The organism is Ferrigenium sp. UT5, from assembly GCF_045866295.1.
In the GTDB taxonomy this organism is placed as follows: Bacteria; Pseudomonadota; Gammaproteobacteria; order Burkholderiales; family Gallionellaceae; genus Sideroxyarcus.
In genome coordinates, this window is record NZ_BAAFRY010000002.1 from 88,222 (window position 1) to 101,767 (window position 13,546).

14 protein-coding genes are annotated in these 13,546 nt (G+C 61.2%); 9 read left to right on the top strand and 5 right to left on the bottom strand.

Annotated elements, in window-relative coordinates:
* Nucleotides 1-29: 29 nt before the first annotated feature.
* Both ACKTSJ_RS01270 and ACKTSJ_RS01275 read left to right on the top strand, forming a co-directional pair.
* Nucleotides 30-785: a YdcF family protein gene (locus ACKTSJ_RS01270; RefSeq protein WP_407896601.1), complete on the top strand. Its 756-nt coding sequence runs from the start codon at nucleotides 30-32 to the stop codon at nucleotides 783-785.
* Between the two features lie 94 nt (nucleotides 786-879).
* A complete protein-coding gene (locus tag ACKTSJ_RS01275; protein ID WP_407896602.1) occupies nucleotides 880-1,296 on the top strand; it encodes an OsmC family protein in 417 nt (138 codons plus the stop codon).
* Nucleotides 1,297-1,411: 115 nt separating this feature from the next.
* On the opposite strand, the gene coq7 is transcribed toward ACKTSJ_RS01275, so the two are convergent.
* Together coq7 and ACKTSJ_RS01285 are read right to left on the bottom strand one after the other, a co-directional pair.
* A complete protein-coding gene (gene coq7 / locus ACKTSJ_RS01280; protein ID WP_407896604.1) occupies nucleotides 1,412-2,038 on the bottom strand; it encodes a 2-polyprenyl-3-methyl-6-methoxy-1,4-benzoquinone monooxygenase in 627 nt (208 codons plus the stop codon).
* 122 nt (nucleotides 2,039-2,160) lie between these two features.
* The gene (locus ACKTSJ_RS01285) at nucleotides 2,161-3,180 is read right to left on the bottom strand and encodes a porin (RefSeq protein ID WP_407896606.1); all 1,020 of its coding nucleotides are present in this window, start codon (nucleotides 3,178-3,180) and stop codon (nucleotides 2,161-2,163) included.
* A 348-nt stretch (nucleotides 3,181-3,528) separates the two neighbouring features.
* Here ACKTSJ_RS01285 and ACKTSJ_RS01290 point away from each other — a divergent pair, with 348 nt between their 5' ends.
* Nucleotides 3,529-4,482, top strand: a complete 954-nt coding sequence (locus tag ACKTSJ_RS01290; protein ID WP_407896608.1) for a TIGR01212 family radical SAM protein — start codon at nucleotides 3,529-3,531, stop codon at nucleotides 4,480-4,482.
* A 655-nt stretch (nucleotides 4,483-5,137) separates the two neighbouring features.
* On the opposite strand, the gene trpC is transcribed toward ACKTSJ_RS01290, so the two are convergent.
* Complete coding sequence (trpC, locus tag ACKTSJ_RS01295) at nucleotides 5,138-5,932, bottom strand: indole-3-glycerol phosphate synthase TrpC (RefSeq protein ID WP_407896610.1); 795 nt, start codon at nucleotides 5,930-5,932, stop codon at nucleotides 5,138-5,140.
* Between the two features lie 131 nt (nucleotides 5,933-6,063).
* Here trpC and ACKTSJ_RS01300 point away from each other — a divergent pair, with 131 nt between their 5' ends.
* The 4 genes from ACKTSJ_RS01300 to ACKTSJ_RS01315 all read left to right on the top strand — a co-directional run bounded on the left by ACKTSJ_RS01300 (nucleotide 6,064) and on the right by ACKTSJ_RS01315 (nucleotide 10,434).
* Nucleotides 6,064-7,323 (top strand): glutamate-5-semialdehyde dehydrogenase, encoded by a 1,260-nt coding sequence (locus ACKTSJ_RS01300; RefSeq protein ID WP_407896612.1) that lies wholly within the window; start codon nucleotides 6,064-6,066, stop codon nucleotides 7,321-7,323.
* An 82-nt stretch (nucleotides 7,324-7,405) separates the two neighbouring features.
* Entirely contained in the window at nucleotides 7,406-9,175 is a 1,770-nt protein-coding gene (lpdA, locus tag ACKTSJ_RS01305) for a dihydrolipoyl dehydrogenase (RefSeq protein WP_407896614.1), read from the top strand.
* A complete protein-coding gene (locus ACKTSJ_RS01310) occupies nucleotides 9,172-9,936 on the top strand; it encodes a DUF4197 domain-containing protein (RefSeq protein ID WP_407896616.1) in 765 nt (254 codons plus the stop codon). The genes lpdA and ACKTSJ_RS01310 overlap by 4 nt, the downstream gene beginning before the upstream one ends.
* A gap of 105 nt (nucleotides 9,937-10,041) precedes the next feature.
* Nucleotides 10,042-10,434, top strand: a complete 393-nt coding sequence (locus ACKTSJ_RS01315) for a YqaA family protein (protein WP_407896618.1) — start codon at nucleotides 10,042-10,044, stop codon at nucleotides 10,432-10,434.
* A gap of 45 nt (nucleotides 10,435-10,479) precedes the next feature.
* Here the strand turns inward: ACKTSJ_RS01315 and ACKTSJ_RS01320 are convergent, their stop codons facing one another.
* Together ACKTSJ_RS01320 and apaG are read right to left on the bottom strand one after the other, a co-directional pair.
* Entirely contained in the window at nucleotides 10,480-11,604 is a 1,125-nt protein-coding gene (locus ACKTSJ_RS01320; protein ID WP_407896620.1) for a murein transglycosylase A, read from the bottom strand.
* A gap of 44 nt (nucleotides 11,605-11,648) precedes the next feature.
* Nucleotides 11,649-12,032, bottom strand: coding sequence for a Co2+/Mg2+ efflux protein ApaG (apaG, locus tag ACKTSJ_RS01325; RefSeq protein WP_407896622.1), 384 nt, complete (start codon nucleotides 12,030-12,032; stop codon nucleotides 11,649-11,651).
* Nucleotides 12,033-12,138: 106 nt separating this feature from the next.
* On the opposite strand from apaG, the gene rpe reads away from it, so the two are divergent.
* Nucleotides 12,139-12,828: a ribulose-phosphate 3-epimerase gene (gene rpe, locus ACKTSJ_RS01330; RefSeq protein ID WP_407896624.1), complete on the top strand. Its 690-nt coding sequence runs from the start codon at nucleotides 12,139-12,141 to the stop codon at nucleotides 12,826-12,828.
* Nucleotides 12,828-13,514 carry a phosphoglycolate phosphatase gene (locus tag ACKTSJ_RS01335; protein ID WP_407896626.1) on the top strand — a complete coding sequence of 229 codons (687 nt, stop codon included), beginning with the start codon at nucleotides 12,828-12,830 and terminating at the stop codon, nucleotides 13,512-13,514. Before rpe ends, ACKTSJ_RS01335 begins: the two co-directional genes overlap by 1 nt.
* Nucleotides 13,515-13,546 lie beyond the last annotated feature (32 nt).

Genomic DNA, 13,546 nt, shown 5'->3' on the forward strand with positions numbered 1-13,546 from the left:
CCGCGCATTCCACCCCGGCTTACGCGCACATGTCCTGGCCATTTCTGATCACCAACTTCATCGGCGCTTTCCTGCTGCCGCCGCTCAACCTGCTGCTCCTCGCGGCGCTGGGCCTGTGGCTTTGGCACAAACGGCCGCGCATCGCGCGCGCGCTGGTTTTCACGGCCTGCGCCGCGCTGTGGCTGCTGTCCACGCCCTATGTCAGCGATGCGCTGATGCGCCAGCTGGAAGGCGAGCCTTATGCCGTGGATCCGCGCGCGCACCCGGCCGACGCCATCGTGGTGCTCGGCGGTGGTACGTATTTTCATGCGCCAGAATATGGCGGCGACACCGTTGGTGAGCGGACGCTGGCGCGCCTGCGCTATGCCGCCAGCCTGCATCGCGCCACGGGCAAGCCACTCCTGGTCACCGGTGGCAAACCCCTGGGCAACGCGCTGTCCGAGGGGATGCAGATGAAACAGGTGCTGGAGCAGGAATTCAACGTTCCGGTGCAGTGGGTCGAAGGGGAATCGGACAACACGTTCGAGAACGCGCGCCTGAGTCATTCAGTGCTGGCACAAGCCGGCGTGCGCCGCATCTATCTGGTCACCCACGCCTGGCACCTGCCGCGCGCGCAGCTTGCGTTCCGTACCGCCGGCTTCGACGTCGTCCCCGCCCCCACCGCCTTCACCACGCGCAACGGGACGACCCTGCTGACCTTCGTGCCAAACGCAAACGCGCTGCGCGATAGTTACTGGTACCTGCATGAACAGATCGGCATGCTGTGGTATCGGTTAAAATACTGATACTGGTCTGATGTGGGTCGGACTTCAGTCCGACTTTCTTTGTTCAAACTACTGTCGGACTGAAGTCCGACCCACAAGAACACAGAGGAAAAAAATGAAAGTACGCGTCAAATGGATCGAGAAAATGGCCTTCGTCGGCGAGAGCGAGAGCGGGCATGCCGTGGTGATGGATGCTTCGCCCGAGGTCGGCGGACGCAATCTGGGGCCGCGCCCGATGGAGATGCTGCTGCTGGGAACCGGCGGATGCAGCAGCATCGACGTCATGTCCATCCTGACCAAGATGCGCCAGGCGGTCAGCGATTGTTATGTGGAGATTGCGGCCGAGCGCGCGGAGAGCGAGCCCAAGGTATTCACCAGCATCCACCTGCACTTCGTGGTCAAAGGCAAAGGCATCAAGGCGGAAGCGGTGGAAAAGGCGGTGAAACTGTCGGCGGAGAAATACTGCTCCGCTTCCATCATGCTCGGCGCCACGGCAGCGATGACGCACGATTTCGAAATTGCGGAAGAGTAGCCGCTCTTTGTGGGTCGGGCTTCACCCAAAGGGCACGAGAACCCCTGCGGGGTAACCCGACGAGGATTTGAATTCATCCTGCTGCGTCGGACTGAAGTCCGACCCACAAGCGCAGCTAGACCCAATACACCGTCTTCGTCATCACCTTCGACATGCCGCGCATCGCCAGCTTCACTGGCAACGGCAGTTCCGCTGCGCCCAACTCCACCGCCATATCGGAATGGCCCACCTCATCCACATACATCTGCTGCGCCACAGAACGACTTTTCGCATCCTGCGGCGGCAAGGTGTCCAGATGATGTTGCAGATGCGCGCCGACCTGGCGCTCCGTCTCGGCCAGAAAACCCAGGTTCCACTTGTCGCCCAGCGCCCCCGCCACCGCACCGATCGCCAGCGAGCCGGTGTACCAGAACGGGTTGAGCAGGCTCAGCCGCCCGCCCAGTTCATGCACGCGATGCGAGGTCCAGGCCAGATGCTCGGTCTCTTCCCACGCCGCGTGTTTCAGTTTTTCCTGCACCACGGCATCGCGCGCCGTCAGCGCCTGACCCTGATACAAGGCTTGCGCGCAGATCTCGCCGGTATGGTTGATGCGCATCAGCGCGGCCGCATGCTTCTTCTCCGCCTCGCTCATCGCCGCCTCCTCGACACTGGCATCCGGATACGGGCGCGCGGTCGGCGCCTTGGCAAACAGCGTGCGCAGACCTTTGTCGAATTCGGTGATGCAACGGTCCAGATTCAGCATGTCGTACTCCTGCAAGAATGTTGGGGGAACAAGCGTACTAGATTCTGGCGCCGACGGAAATCAGGATACAAAAAAACGGGCCTCCGCAGAGGCCCGTTGCATTTTGCCGCAAGTGAAACAATTTAGAACACGTGGATCAACCCAACCCCGAGGGCATTGCCCTTTTGGTTGGTTTCGTTGATGTCCTTCAGCGCATAGGCAGCGAACAGTTCGGTGCGTTTGCTGGCGGCGTGCGCCAGTTTCAGCACATATTGGCTCACGTCGTTCTTGGCTTTACCCGTTGCATGAGAAGATCCGGCATTGGCATAGCTGGCCGCGACCCGGTTCTTGTCATCCACCTTGTATTCGCCGACCACTTCCCAGTTGAACCCGGTGTTGCTGTCGGTGCTGCTGAAGTTGGTCTTGATGCTTTCGACCTGAGCCCCCAGCCAGAGATCGCCCAGATCATAACGGCCGGCCAGACGGAACGCGTTGTCGGCGTCACCAACGCTGGTCTGGTCATTGCGCCGCTCGTAGGCACCCGATACATACAGCGCATCCACCGCATAGGTCAGCGAGGTGGAGACGATGTACTTGTTGCCTTCTGTTCCGGTCGGGGCAGTAACGTTGTCACGCACTTCGTCCGGGCTGTACAGCACCGCCGCTTGCAGGCCGCTGATCTTCGGCGTCCAGTATTGCACCATGTTGCTTAGGCGCGAGCTGTAAAACTTGCCGCCGGAATGGCCGGTCACGTTGAGCGAAGTGAAGGCGCTTTCATTGTCAAACAACTCGATCTTGTTGTGCACGACCTTGTACGGGCTATCCCAGCGGCCGGCGATGACCTTGCCGAAATCGCCTTCCAGGCCGGCCCCGCTATTGCGGGTTCCGCGCGCAAAGCCGTTCCCTTGCTGACCATCCGCATCCACGGCGACTTCGTACTGGAAGATCGCCTTGAGACCGTCGCCCAGATCTTCGTTGCCCTTGAAGCCCAGGCGCGAAGCGTTGGTGTTGATGCGGGTCACGCTGCCGTGGCCGGCGACACCATCATCAAATTGATCCACGGTCATGTATACCTTGCCGTACACCGTGACGTTGCCCGTCTCGGCCAGGGCCGGGGCGGCAAAAGCAGCTGCAACTGCAAGTGCGATGAGTTTCTTTTGCATCGTTGTTTCTCCTTAATAATTTAGGTATTGAATAATCCGAACTTGAAGACGAGGAGGTCTTTTCGCTTCGAAGACGAGGAGGTCTTTTCGCTTCGGGGCAAAACGTATTACAACAATCTTACAAAGCGCTTACAGCCCTCCCACCGGGGGTGGACGCACTCTTTGATCAGCCAAAGCAAGGCCGAGCGGAGCGCATTGTGCTGTTGCTTTATTACAGGAAAGTGACAAAACGCACGGAAATAACCACGGCGTTGTTTTTATGCAACATCGCATTGATGTTTGTCATCCCGCGCCACACTCGGTAGCATCCACCCGCTTCGTTCACGGCAAATCCGCCCGTTCAAACAGATGATTCTCTCCCGCCGCGTCAACACTTACGGGCAAGATTTGCTGCGTCGCTACGGCGAGCGCATCCACAAGATTGCGCTGGATGTCGGCATGACCTGCCCCAACCGCGATGGCAGCAAAGGCAGCGGCGGCTGTACTTTTTGCAACAACGACTCGTTCAGCCCCAACGGGCACACCCCGCCTACCCTGCATGAACAACTGGCCTCGGGACGGCGCGCCATTTCCCGGGGCACTGGCGCCACGAAATTTATCGCCTATTTCCAGGCCTACACCAATACCTACGCCGGGATCGGGCGCCTGCGGGCGCTGTACGGCGAGACGCTGGCGGAACCGGATGTCGTTGGCTTGGCCATCGGCACCCGCCCCGACTGCGTCCCCGCCGCAGTGCTCGATCTGCTGGTCGAGTTTCGCGCCGACGGGCTGGAAGTGGTGCTGGAGCTGGGGCTGCAGTCGGCCTTCGACGAGACCTTGCGCCGGGTCAACCGCGGCCACGGCCTGGCCGAATATGAAGCGACCACCCGGGCGGCGCGGCAACGCGGCATCCCGGTGTGCGCCCACCTGATCGTCGGTCTGCCCGGCGAGGATGAATCGCACTACCACACCACGCTCGACACCGTGCTCGACATCGGCGTGGACGGGCTCAAGCTGCATCCGCTGCACGTGGTGAAACATACGATGCTAGCGCACGAATGGCGCAAGGGCGAATACCGGCCACTGGCACGCGAAGACTATATCCGCATCGCCGCCGACCTGATCGAGCGCACACCGGCCCAGGTGGTCTATCACCGTGTCACCGGTACCGCGCCAAAGGATATTTTACTGGCGCCAGACTGGGCCGCGCAGAAGTGGGGCGTGCTGAACGGCATCGAGCGCGAACTGCGCCAGCGCAACAGCCACCAGGGGCAGCGCGCGGGCAACCCGTGCGGGCTGCGGCCCGAACATCGCCGGCTTTAGCCCGACATGTCGGACTGAAGTCCGGCCCACAAACCCCTGCTGCTCCCTGTGTGTCGGGTTTTAACCCGACAAGGGGTTAGTTCATCCTGTCCTGTCGGACTGAAGTCCGACCCACAAACCCCCGCTGCTCCCTGTGGATCGGGTTTTAACCCGACAAGGGGTTAAATTCATTCTGCCCTGTCGGACTGAAGTCCGACCCACAAACCCCTGCTGCCCCCTGTGGGTCGGGTTTCAACCCGACAAGGGGTTAAATTCATTCTGCCCTGTCGGACTGAAGTCCGACCCACAAACCCCTGCTGCTCCCTGTGGGTCGGGTTTTAACCCGACAAGGGGTTAAGTTCATTCTGCCCTGTCGTACTGAAGTCCGACCCACAAACCCCTGCTGCTCCCTGTGGGTCGGGTTTTAACCCGACAAGGGGTTAAGTTCATTCTGCCCTGTCGGACTGAAGTCCGACCCACAAACCCCTGCTGCCCCCTGTGGGTCGGGTTTCAACCCGACAAGGGGTTAAATTCATTCTGCCCTGTCGGACTGAAGTCCGACCCACAAACCCCTGCTGCTCCCTGTGGGTCGGGTTTTAACCCGACAAGGGGTTCGAATTCATCCTGCCTTGTCGGACTGAAGTCCGACCTACGGTCCGGCCCACAAAACCGGCCGCTAGTCAGTCCCGAAGACTACAGCGAGTTCGGCACCCGGATCGGCGGCGCGCATGAAGGCTTCGCCGACGAGGAAGGCGTGCACCTGGTGGCTGCGCATGTGCCGGACGTCCTGCGCGGTGAAGATGCCGCTTTCGGTGACGACGATGCGCTGCGACGGAATTTCGGGCAGCAGGTCGAGCGTGGTTTTCAGGTTCACTTCAAACGTGCGCAGGTTGCGGTTGTTGATGCCGAGCAGCGGCGTGTCGAGTTGCAGCGCGACTTCCAGTTCCTTGCCGTCGTGCACTTCGACCAGCACCGCCATGCCGAGCCGGTGCGCCAGTTTTTCAAACGCCTGCATCTGCTTGAGGGTGAGCGCGGCGGCGATGAGCAGGATGGCATCCGCGCCCATCGCCCGCGCCTGCCACACTTGATACTCGTCAATGATGAAATCCTTGCGCAGCACGGGAAGCTCACAAGCCGCACGCGCTTGCTGCAAATACGCCGCACTGCCCTGGAAGAATTGTGCGTCGGTGAGCACGGACAGGCAGGCCGCGCCGTGGCGGGCGTAACTTTGCGCGATCTCGGCGGGGTGGAAATCGGTGCGAATGACCCCTTTGCTGGGGCTGGCTTTCTTGATCTCGGCGATGACGGCGGGCTTGCCCGCCGCAATTTTGTTACGGATCGCCGCAACGAAATCGCGCGCGGGCGAGGCCTGTTCCGCCTCCGCACGCAGTTTGGGCAGCGACTTGGCAGACAGTGCGGCGGCGACTTCCTGTGCCTTGACGGCGAGGATTTTGTTGAGGATATCGGACATGTAAATCTTTCAAATGAGGCGCACATTCTAGCGCATGCAGAGTGCTAAAATGTGCCGCGTACCGTGTGGGTCGGACTTCAGTCCGACGCCTCTGTCGGACTGAAGTCCGACCCACCCAATAATTTGCTCGCATGGAAAATATTAAAGACTATATGCAGTCCGTCGGCCAACAGGCGCGGGCTGCCTCGCGCGCGATGGCGCTGGCCGACACCAATGCGAAGAACCGCGCGCTGAAAAACATTGCCACCGCGATCCTGCTTAACAGCGGCAAGCTCATCGCAGAAAATGCAAAAGACGTGGCGGCAGCCAGAACCAGCGGACTAGACGATGCTGCGATTGATCGCCTCACGCTCACGGAAAAAACCGTCAAGGGCATGGCTGAAGGCCTGCGCCAGATCGCGGCGCTACCCGACCCCATCGGCGAAATCTCCGACATGAAGTACCGCCCTTCCGGCATCCAGGTCGGCAAGATGCGTGTGCCGATCGGGGTCGTTGGCATCATTTACGAGTCGCGCCCGAACGTGACGGCGGATGCTGCCGGACTGTGTTTGAAATCCGGAAACGCCTGCATCCTGCGCGGCGGCTCCGAAGCGCTCCATTCCAACCAGGCCATCGCCGCCTGCGTGCATCAGGGCCTGCGCGAGGCGGGACTGCCGGAGAACGCGGTGCAGGTGGTGAGCACCACCGACCGCGCCGCGGTGGGCGAACTCATCACCATGAAGGAATATGTGGACGTGATCGTGCCGCGCGGCGGCAAGAGCCTGATCGCGCGCATCTCTGATGAAGCCAAAGTTCCGGTGATCAAGCATCTGGACGGCATCTGTCACGTGTATATCGACGACGAGGCCGACCTGAAAAAAGCCATCCGCATCGCCGACAACGCCAAGACCCACCGCTACGGCGTGTGCAACGCGATGGAGACGTTGCTGGTGAACGCGGCCGTGGCCGCGCAGGTGTTGCCCGAGCTATGCGGCATTTACCTGAAGAAGGGGGTCGAGCTGCGCGGCGATGTTGCGGCGCGCAAGCTCATCCCGCAGATGAAGGCGGCGACCGAGGAGGACTGGCGGACCGAGTATCTCGCGCCCATCCTCTCGGTGCGCATCGTGGCGAATTTGGACGAGGCCATCGGCCATATCAACACCTACAGCTCGCAGCATACCGACAGCATCGTGACGGAAAATTATTCCAGGGCGATGCGCTTTCTGCGCGAGGTGGATTCCGCCAGCGTGATGGTGAACGCATCGACGCGCTTCGCCGACGGTTTCGAGTACGGCCTGGGCGCGGAGATCGGTATCTCCACCGACAAGATCCACGCGCGCGGGCCGGTCGGACTGGAAGGGCTGACGTCGCAGAAATTTATCGTGCTCGGCAGCGGACAAATCAGGATGTAGGTCGGGTTTCACCCCGACAGCAGCATATTAAAAATCGTCGGGTTGAAACCCGACCCACACAAACCACAACGGAGCAGAAAATATGGGCACAGTCGAAATCAAAGTACCGGACATCGGCGGATTCAAGGGCGTGGCGGTCATCGAAATCGCGGTCAAGGCTGGCGACACGGTGGAGAAGGAACAGGCGCTAGTCACGCTGGAGACCGACAAGGCGACGATGGATGTGCCCTCGCCCAGCGCCGGAGTGGTGAAAGAGATGAAGGTCAAGCTGGGGGACAAGGTATCCGAAGGCTCCGTCATCCTGCTGCTGGAGAGCAGCGCGGCTACGCCCGCACCCACCAATACCGCACCAGCTCCGCAGGCGGCAGCACCTGCCGCCGCTTCGGTCGCCGCCACAGCGCAGGTCGCGCCAACATCCGCCGCCCCGGCGGCCAAAGGCGATCTCCATGCCGAAGTCGTCGTCCTGGGTGCCGGCCCCGGCGGTTACACCGCCGCTTTCCGCGCCGCCGACCTCGGCAAGCAGGTGCTGCTGATCGAGAAGCACGCCTCGCTCGGCGGCGTATGTCTGAACGTGGGTTGCATCCCGTCCAAGGCGCTGCTGCATGTGTCCAAGGTCATCAGCGAGGCGGAAGAAGTGGGCCATCACGGCGTCTCGTTTGCCAAGCCAAAAATCGACATCGACGCCATCCGCACCTGGAAGGAAAGCGTGGTGGACAAGCTCACCGGCGGCCTGGCCGGCCTCGCCAGACAACGCAAGGTGCAGGTGGTGCGCGGAACGGCGAAATTCACTTCGCCCAATTCGCTCGCCGTACAAACGGCGGAAGGCGAAAAGATCGTCACCTTCGACAACGCCATCATCGCAGCGGGTTCGAGCGTGGCGCGCATCCCCGGCTTCCCCTATGACGATCCGCGCATCATCGATTCCACCGGCGCGCTTGCGCTGCAAGATGTGCCCAAACGCATGCTGGTGATCGGCGGCGGCATCATCGGCCTGGAGATGGCGACGGTGTATGACGCGCTGGGCGCGAAGATTTCCGTGGTCGAACTGATGGATCAGATCATGCCCGGCGCGGACAAGGATATGGTGAAGCCGCTGCACACGCGCATCGCCAAGCGCTACGAAGCGATCATGCTGAAGACCAAGGTGACGAAGATCGAAGCGCAGAAGAAAGGCCTGCTGGTCACCTTCGAAGGCGAACAGGCACCGGCCGAACCCCAACTCTACGACCGCGTACTGATGGCGGTAGGCCGCAGCCCGAACGGCCGCCTCATCGCTGCGGAAGCGGCAGGCGTGACGGTCAACGAGCGCGGCTTCATCCCGGTGGACAAGCAGATGCGCACCAACGTGCCGCACATCTACGCCATCGGCGACATCGTGGGCAACCCGATGCTGGCGCACAAGGCGGTGCACGAAGGCAAGGTGGCGGCGGAGAACATCGCCGGACACAAGGCCTTCTTCGAGCCGCTGACGATTCCTTCGGTGGCCTACACCGACCCCGAAGTGGCGTGGATGGGGCTGACCGAGACCGAAGCGAAAGCCCGTAGCATCGCCTACGAAAAGGGCAGCTTCCCGTGGGCCGCCTCCGGTCGGGCGCTGGCGATGGATGCCGAGGCAGGTTCGACCAAGGTGCTGCTCGATCCCGAATCACGCCGCATCCTCGGCATGGGCATCGTCGGCGTGAACGCGGGCGAACTCATCGCCGAAGCGGTGCTGGCACTGGAGATGGGCGCGGACATGGAAGACCTCGGCCTCACCATCCACCCGCACCCGACGCTGTCGGAAACGCTGTGCTTCGCCGCCGAAATGGCGGAAGGAACCATCACCGACCTGCTGCCGCCGCGCAAAAAATGAGGCGTTACTGGAGTGTGCCACTATTGCTTGCGTTGAGCGCCCCCTGCGGCGCCTTCAATCTCGGCGACCTCAAGGGAAAACTCGACGCGTTGAACCCGCCATCGGCACAACACGCGGCAGCTCCCGCCGCGTCAGGGCTGGACCGGTTCAGCACGCAGGAACAGGTCTCCAGCCTTAAACAGGCGCTCAATCAAGGTGCGGAAATTGCTGTCAGAAATCTGTCCAAGAAGAACGGTTACCTGAATAACGCCATGGTGCACATCCCGCTGCCGGAGAATCTGCAAAAAGCGGATCGCGCCCTGCGCAGGGTCGGCTTGGGAAAATATTCCGATGAACTGATTGCCGCGATGAACCACGCCGCCGAAGCCGCCGTGCCGGAAGCCAGGACGCTGCTGCTTGGCGCGGTGAAGAACATGACCGTGACGGATGCGAAGAACATCCTGCTCGGCAAGGACGATGCCGCCACGCAATTCTTCCGCCACAGCACCGAAGCTGCGCTCTCCGGAAAATTCAAACCTGTCGTGGTGCAGTCGATGCAGAAGGTCAGCCTCGCCCGGGCCTACGACCGCTTCGCGGGCAAGGGCGTGAAGCTGGGACTGGTCGATGAACAGGACGCACACCTCGACGACTACATCACGCGCAAGGCGCTGGACGGCCTGTTCCTGATGATGGCGGCGGAAGAAAAGAAGATTCGCGCCCATCCGCTGCAGGCGACCGGCGATCTGGCGCGGAAGGTGTTCGCCGTGCTGCGCGGCCAGTGACCAATTGCTGCGTCAGTCGTTAAGTCGTTGTGTGGGTCGGACTTTAGTCCGACAGCACAAAGGGATGCAAAGCACCCCGTCGGACTAAAGTCCGACCCACAACCCATGACTGAAACCGCCAGCCTCGCCTCTCTTTTCTTCAGCAGTTTCCTGGCCGCCACCTTGCTGCCCGGCGGTTCAGAAGCGGTGCTGTTCGTGGTGCTCAAGGCTTACCCCGAAACGTTCTGGCTCACGCTCGCGCTCGCCACGCTCGGCAACACGCTGGGGGGGATGGTCAGTTTCGGCATGGGCTGGCTGCTGCCGCAGACCCAGCAACTCAAGCAGGTGGAGAAAGTGCGGCGCTACGGCACGCCCGTGCTGCTGCTGGCCTGGCTGCCCTTCATCGGCGACGCGTTATGCCTCGCGACGGGCTGGTTGCGCCTGAATCCGTGGCACGCGGCGCTATTCATGGCCATGGGCAAGCTCGCCCGTTATGCTGTGATCGCACTGGCTCTGTGATTGCAGGGCAAGGTCATTCAGGCCTTGCCGATGGAAACATGCCGATCAGTTCAGCGGGGGTTCGGCCCCCTTGGGAAACAGGATCCACAGGCGTCCGCTTTGTTTCATGCGCCCGGCTTGGTGCCCGGCCAGTTCGCCGAAGCCCCAGAAGAAATCGGCACGCACCGCTCCCTTGATCGCGCCGCCGGTATCCTGCGCGAAGACCAGGCGGTTGAGCGGATCGCTGCTGTTCGGTTGCGTGGTAGCAAGGAATACCGGGACGCCGAGCGGAATGCTGCGCCGGTCAACCGCGATGCTGTATTCATTGGTCAACGGCACGCCCAGCGCGCCGAGCGGCCCGGACAGCGAATCGGGCAGCTCGCGGAAAAAGACATAACTGGGATTGTGGCCGAGCAACACCTCCATCCGTTCCGGATTTTTCTCCACCCAATTCTTGATGCCCTGCATCGAGGCCTGCTCCGGCAAGAGCTCGCCCATGTCGATCAATCGTCTGCCGATGGAGGCATAAGGATGGCCGTTCTGTTCGGCATAACCGATCTTGGCATAGGAGCCGTCTTCAAGCTGGATGCGCCCGGAGCCTTGAATTTGCAGGAAGAACAGCTCGACCGGGTCTTCCACCCAGAACAGTTCGCGCCCGCGCAGGGCGGGCGCCTGCCCGGCGTCTATTTCGGCGCGATTGAAATAAGGAACGACACGTTTGCCTTGCAGGCGGGCACGCACGATGTTGCCGCGAATTTGCGGATAGAGCTCGCCCAGATCGACTTCCAGCATGTCGTCCGGCGGCGCATACAGCGGATAGGCAAAACGCTGGCTGCGCTTGCGGCTGCCCAGCAGCAGCGGCTCGTAATAACCGGTGATGAGGCCGCTGTCGCTGCCATCCGGATTGAGCACCTTGTAGGGCGTGAACCATTGTTCGTAAAAGGTGCGCTGCGCCATCGTATCGTCGGCAGCGATCTCGGCGGCAGCGGCGCAGATCGGCAACCAGTTGGTTTTCAGACGCAGCGCGTTGCAAGACTGCTGCAACGCCGGCCACGAAGCGGTCAAGTCTTGCGCCAGCCAGTCCGGAAGATCCGCCCAACTGGCCAGCAGATAATCGGGGGAGGGCTTGCCCACCGGGAGCACCGGCGCTTTGGGCGGGGGCGTCTGGCAGGCCGCAAGCCAGACACTCATCCAAAACACAAGCAGGGCTGAACGCAGGATGGACGGCTTCATGCTCAATGCAGAGTGCGCGGTACGCTCAACACGAATTGCGGCACCGCCACGTCGAATTCGCCACCCGATACAACCTGCATCCGATAGCTGCCGGACATGGTGCCCACCTGCGTCGCCAGCACGGTGCCACTGGTGTACTCGAAGCCCTGCCCCGGATTGATGACGGGTTGTTCGCCGACCACGCCCTTGCCCCTGACCTCCTGCACATGGTTGTTGGAATCGGTGATGATCCAGTGGCGACTGAGCAATTGGACCGGATGCTCGCCTTCATTGGTCAGGGTGATCGTGTAGGCGAAGACAAACCGGTTATCTGCCTCGTCCGACTGTTCGGTCAGATAGCGCACCTGGACAGCTACGTGGACACGATAGAGTGAGGAATCTTGCATCGCGGCATTTCACCGTATTTTGTCCGGCATGACAAGCTGCACAGCGAATAACGCGGAGTTTCGGTTAGAATGAACGTCCAAATTTCAAACTCTCGAGGATCAAACCATGGACTACCAGATTGCCCCTTCGATTCTTTCCGCCAATTTCGCCCGCCTCGGCGAAGAAGTCGATGACGTGCTGGCTTCCGGTGCCGACATCGTCCACTTCGACGTGATGGACAACCATTATGTGCCCAACCTGACCATCGGTCCGCTGGTGTGCGAGGCGCTGCGCAAACACGGCGTCACCGCGCCGATCGACGTGCATCTGATGGTCAAACCCGTGGACCGCATCATCCCCGACTTCGCCAAGGCGGGCGCCACCTACATCACCTTCCACCCGGAAGCCTCGGAGCACATCGACCGCACCATCGGCCTGATCAAGGAAAGCGGCTGCAAGGCCGGACTGGTGTTCAACCCGGCCACGCCGTTGGACGTGCTGGAGTACACGCTGCCCAAGCTCGACATGGTTCTGCTGATGTCGGTCAACCCCGGCTTCGGCGGGCAGAAATTCATCCCCTACGTGCTGGACAAGGCACGCGCCGTACGCAAGATGATCGATGCCGGAAAATACAACTGCCGTCTGGAGATCGACGGCGGCGTTGGCCCGGCCAATATCCGCGAGGTGGCCGAAGCGGGCGTGAACACGTTCGTGGCAGGTTCCGCCGTGTTCAGCAAACGCAATGACAAGGACAGCAACCGCTACAACACGATCATTGGCGAATTGCGCGCCGAGTTGGCCAAGGCCAAGAAGTAATGGATTTCAAGCAGTTCCCGCTGCCCATCTCGGCCATCGTCATCGATCTGGACGGTACGCTGCTGCATACCGCGCCAGAGTTGGCCGAATCGGCCAACCGCATGCTACGCGACATGGGACGTGCGCCCGTGTCGCAAGACCTGTTGATGAGCTACATCGGCAACGGCATCCACTGGCTGGTAAAACGTGCGCTCACGGGCGACATGTATGCCGAGCCGGAAGGCGCGCTGTTCGACAAGGCATTGCCTATCTTTGAGAAGCACTACACCGAGCTGGCGTGCACGAGCAAGCCATTCGCCAATGTGGTGCAAGGGCTGGATGCGATGAAGGCCGCGGGCTTCCGCCTCGGTTGCATCACCAACAAAGTGATGCGCTACACCGATCCGGTCCTGAAAGCCTCTGGCCTCGCACCGTATTTCGAGATCGTGTTGGCCGGCGATACCCTGCCGGAGAAGAAGCCGCACCCGCTGCCGCTGTTGCACGCGGCCAAATTCTTCGGCTGCGCGATCGAACATCTGCTGCTGGTCGGCGACTCATTGAGCGATGCACAGGCTGCACGGTCTGCGGGTTGCCCCATCCTCTGCGTGCCTTACGGCTACAATCACGGCGAACCGGTCGAAACCTTGAACGTGGATGCCGTCATCCCAGATCTGACAGGTGTGTTGCCTCTCATACAACGAGCCTGACATGAAATCGAATAACCTCTATTGGCGATGGT

What these genes read in the sequence shown, in the direction of transcription:
- apaG (WP_407896622.1), bottom strand. Translation starts at nt 12,032, where the DNA reads ATGCAAGATTCCTCACTCTATCGTGTCCACGTAGCTGTCCAGGTGCGC.
- ACKTSJ_RS01275 (WP_407896602.1), top strand. Translation starts at nt 880, where the DNA reads ATGAAAGTACGCGTCAAATGGATCGAGAAAATGGCCTTCGTCGGCGAG.
- rpe (WP_407896624.1), top strand. Translation starts at nt 12,139, where the DNA reads ATGGACTACCAGATTGCCCCTTCGATTCTTTCCGCCAATTTCGCCCGC.
- ACKTSJ_RS01270 (WP_407896601.1), top strand. Translation starts at nt 30, where the DNA reads ATGTCCTGGCCATTTCTGATCACCAACTTCATCGGCGCTTTCCTGCTG.
- ACKTSJ_RS01315 (WP_407896618.1), top strand. Translation starts at nt 10,042, where the DNA reads ATGACTGAAACCGCCAGCCTCGCCTCTCTTTTCTTCAGCAGTTTCCTG.
- ACKTSJ_RS01320 (WP_407896620.1), bottom strand. Translation starts at nt 11,604, where the DNA reads ATGAGTGTCTGGCTTGCGGCCTGCCAGACGCCCCCGCCCAAAGCGCCG.
- ACKTSJ_RS01290 (WP_407896608.1), top strand. Translation starts at nt 3,529, where the DNA reads ATGATTCTCTCCCGCCGCGTCAACACTTACGGGCAAGATTTGCTGCGT.
- ACKTSJ_RS01300 (WP_407896612.1), top strand. Translation starts at nt 6,064, where the DNA reads ATGGAAAATATTAAAGACTATATGCAGTCCGTCGGCCAACAGGCGCGG.
- ACKTSJ_RS01285 (WP_407896606.1), bottom strand. Translation starts at nt 3,180, where the DNA reads ATGCAAAAGAAACTCATCGCACTTGCAGTTGCAGCTGCTTTTGCCGCC.
- coq7 (WP_407896604.1), bottom strand. Translation starts at nt 2,038, where the DNA reads ATGCTGAATCTGGACCGTTGCATCACCGAATTCGACAAAGGTCTGCGC.
- ACKTSJ_RS01335 (WP_407896626.1), top strand. Translation starts at nt 12,828, where the DNA reads ATGGATTTCAAGCAGTTCCCGCTGCCCATCTCGGCCATCGTCATCGAT.
- lpdA (WP_407896614.1), top strand. Translation starts at nt 7,406, where the DNA reads ATGGGCACAGTCGAAATCAAAGTACCGGACATCGGCGGATTCAAGGGC.
- ACKTSJ_RS01310 (WP_407896616.1), top strand. Translation starts at nt 9,172, where the DNA reads ATGAGGCGTTACTGGAGTGTGCCACTATTGCTTGCGTTGAGCGCCCCC.
- trpC (WP_407896610.1), bottom strand. Translation starts at nt 5,932, where the DNA reads ATGTCCGATATCCTCAACAAAATCCTCGCCGTCAAGGCACAGGAAGTC.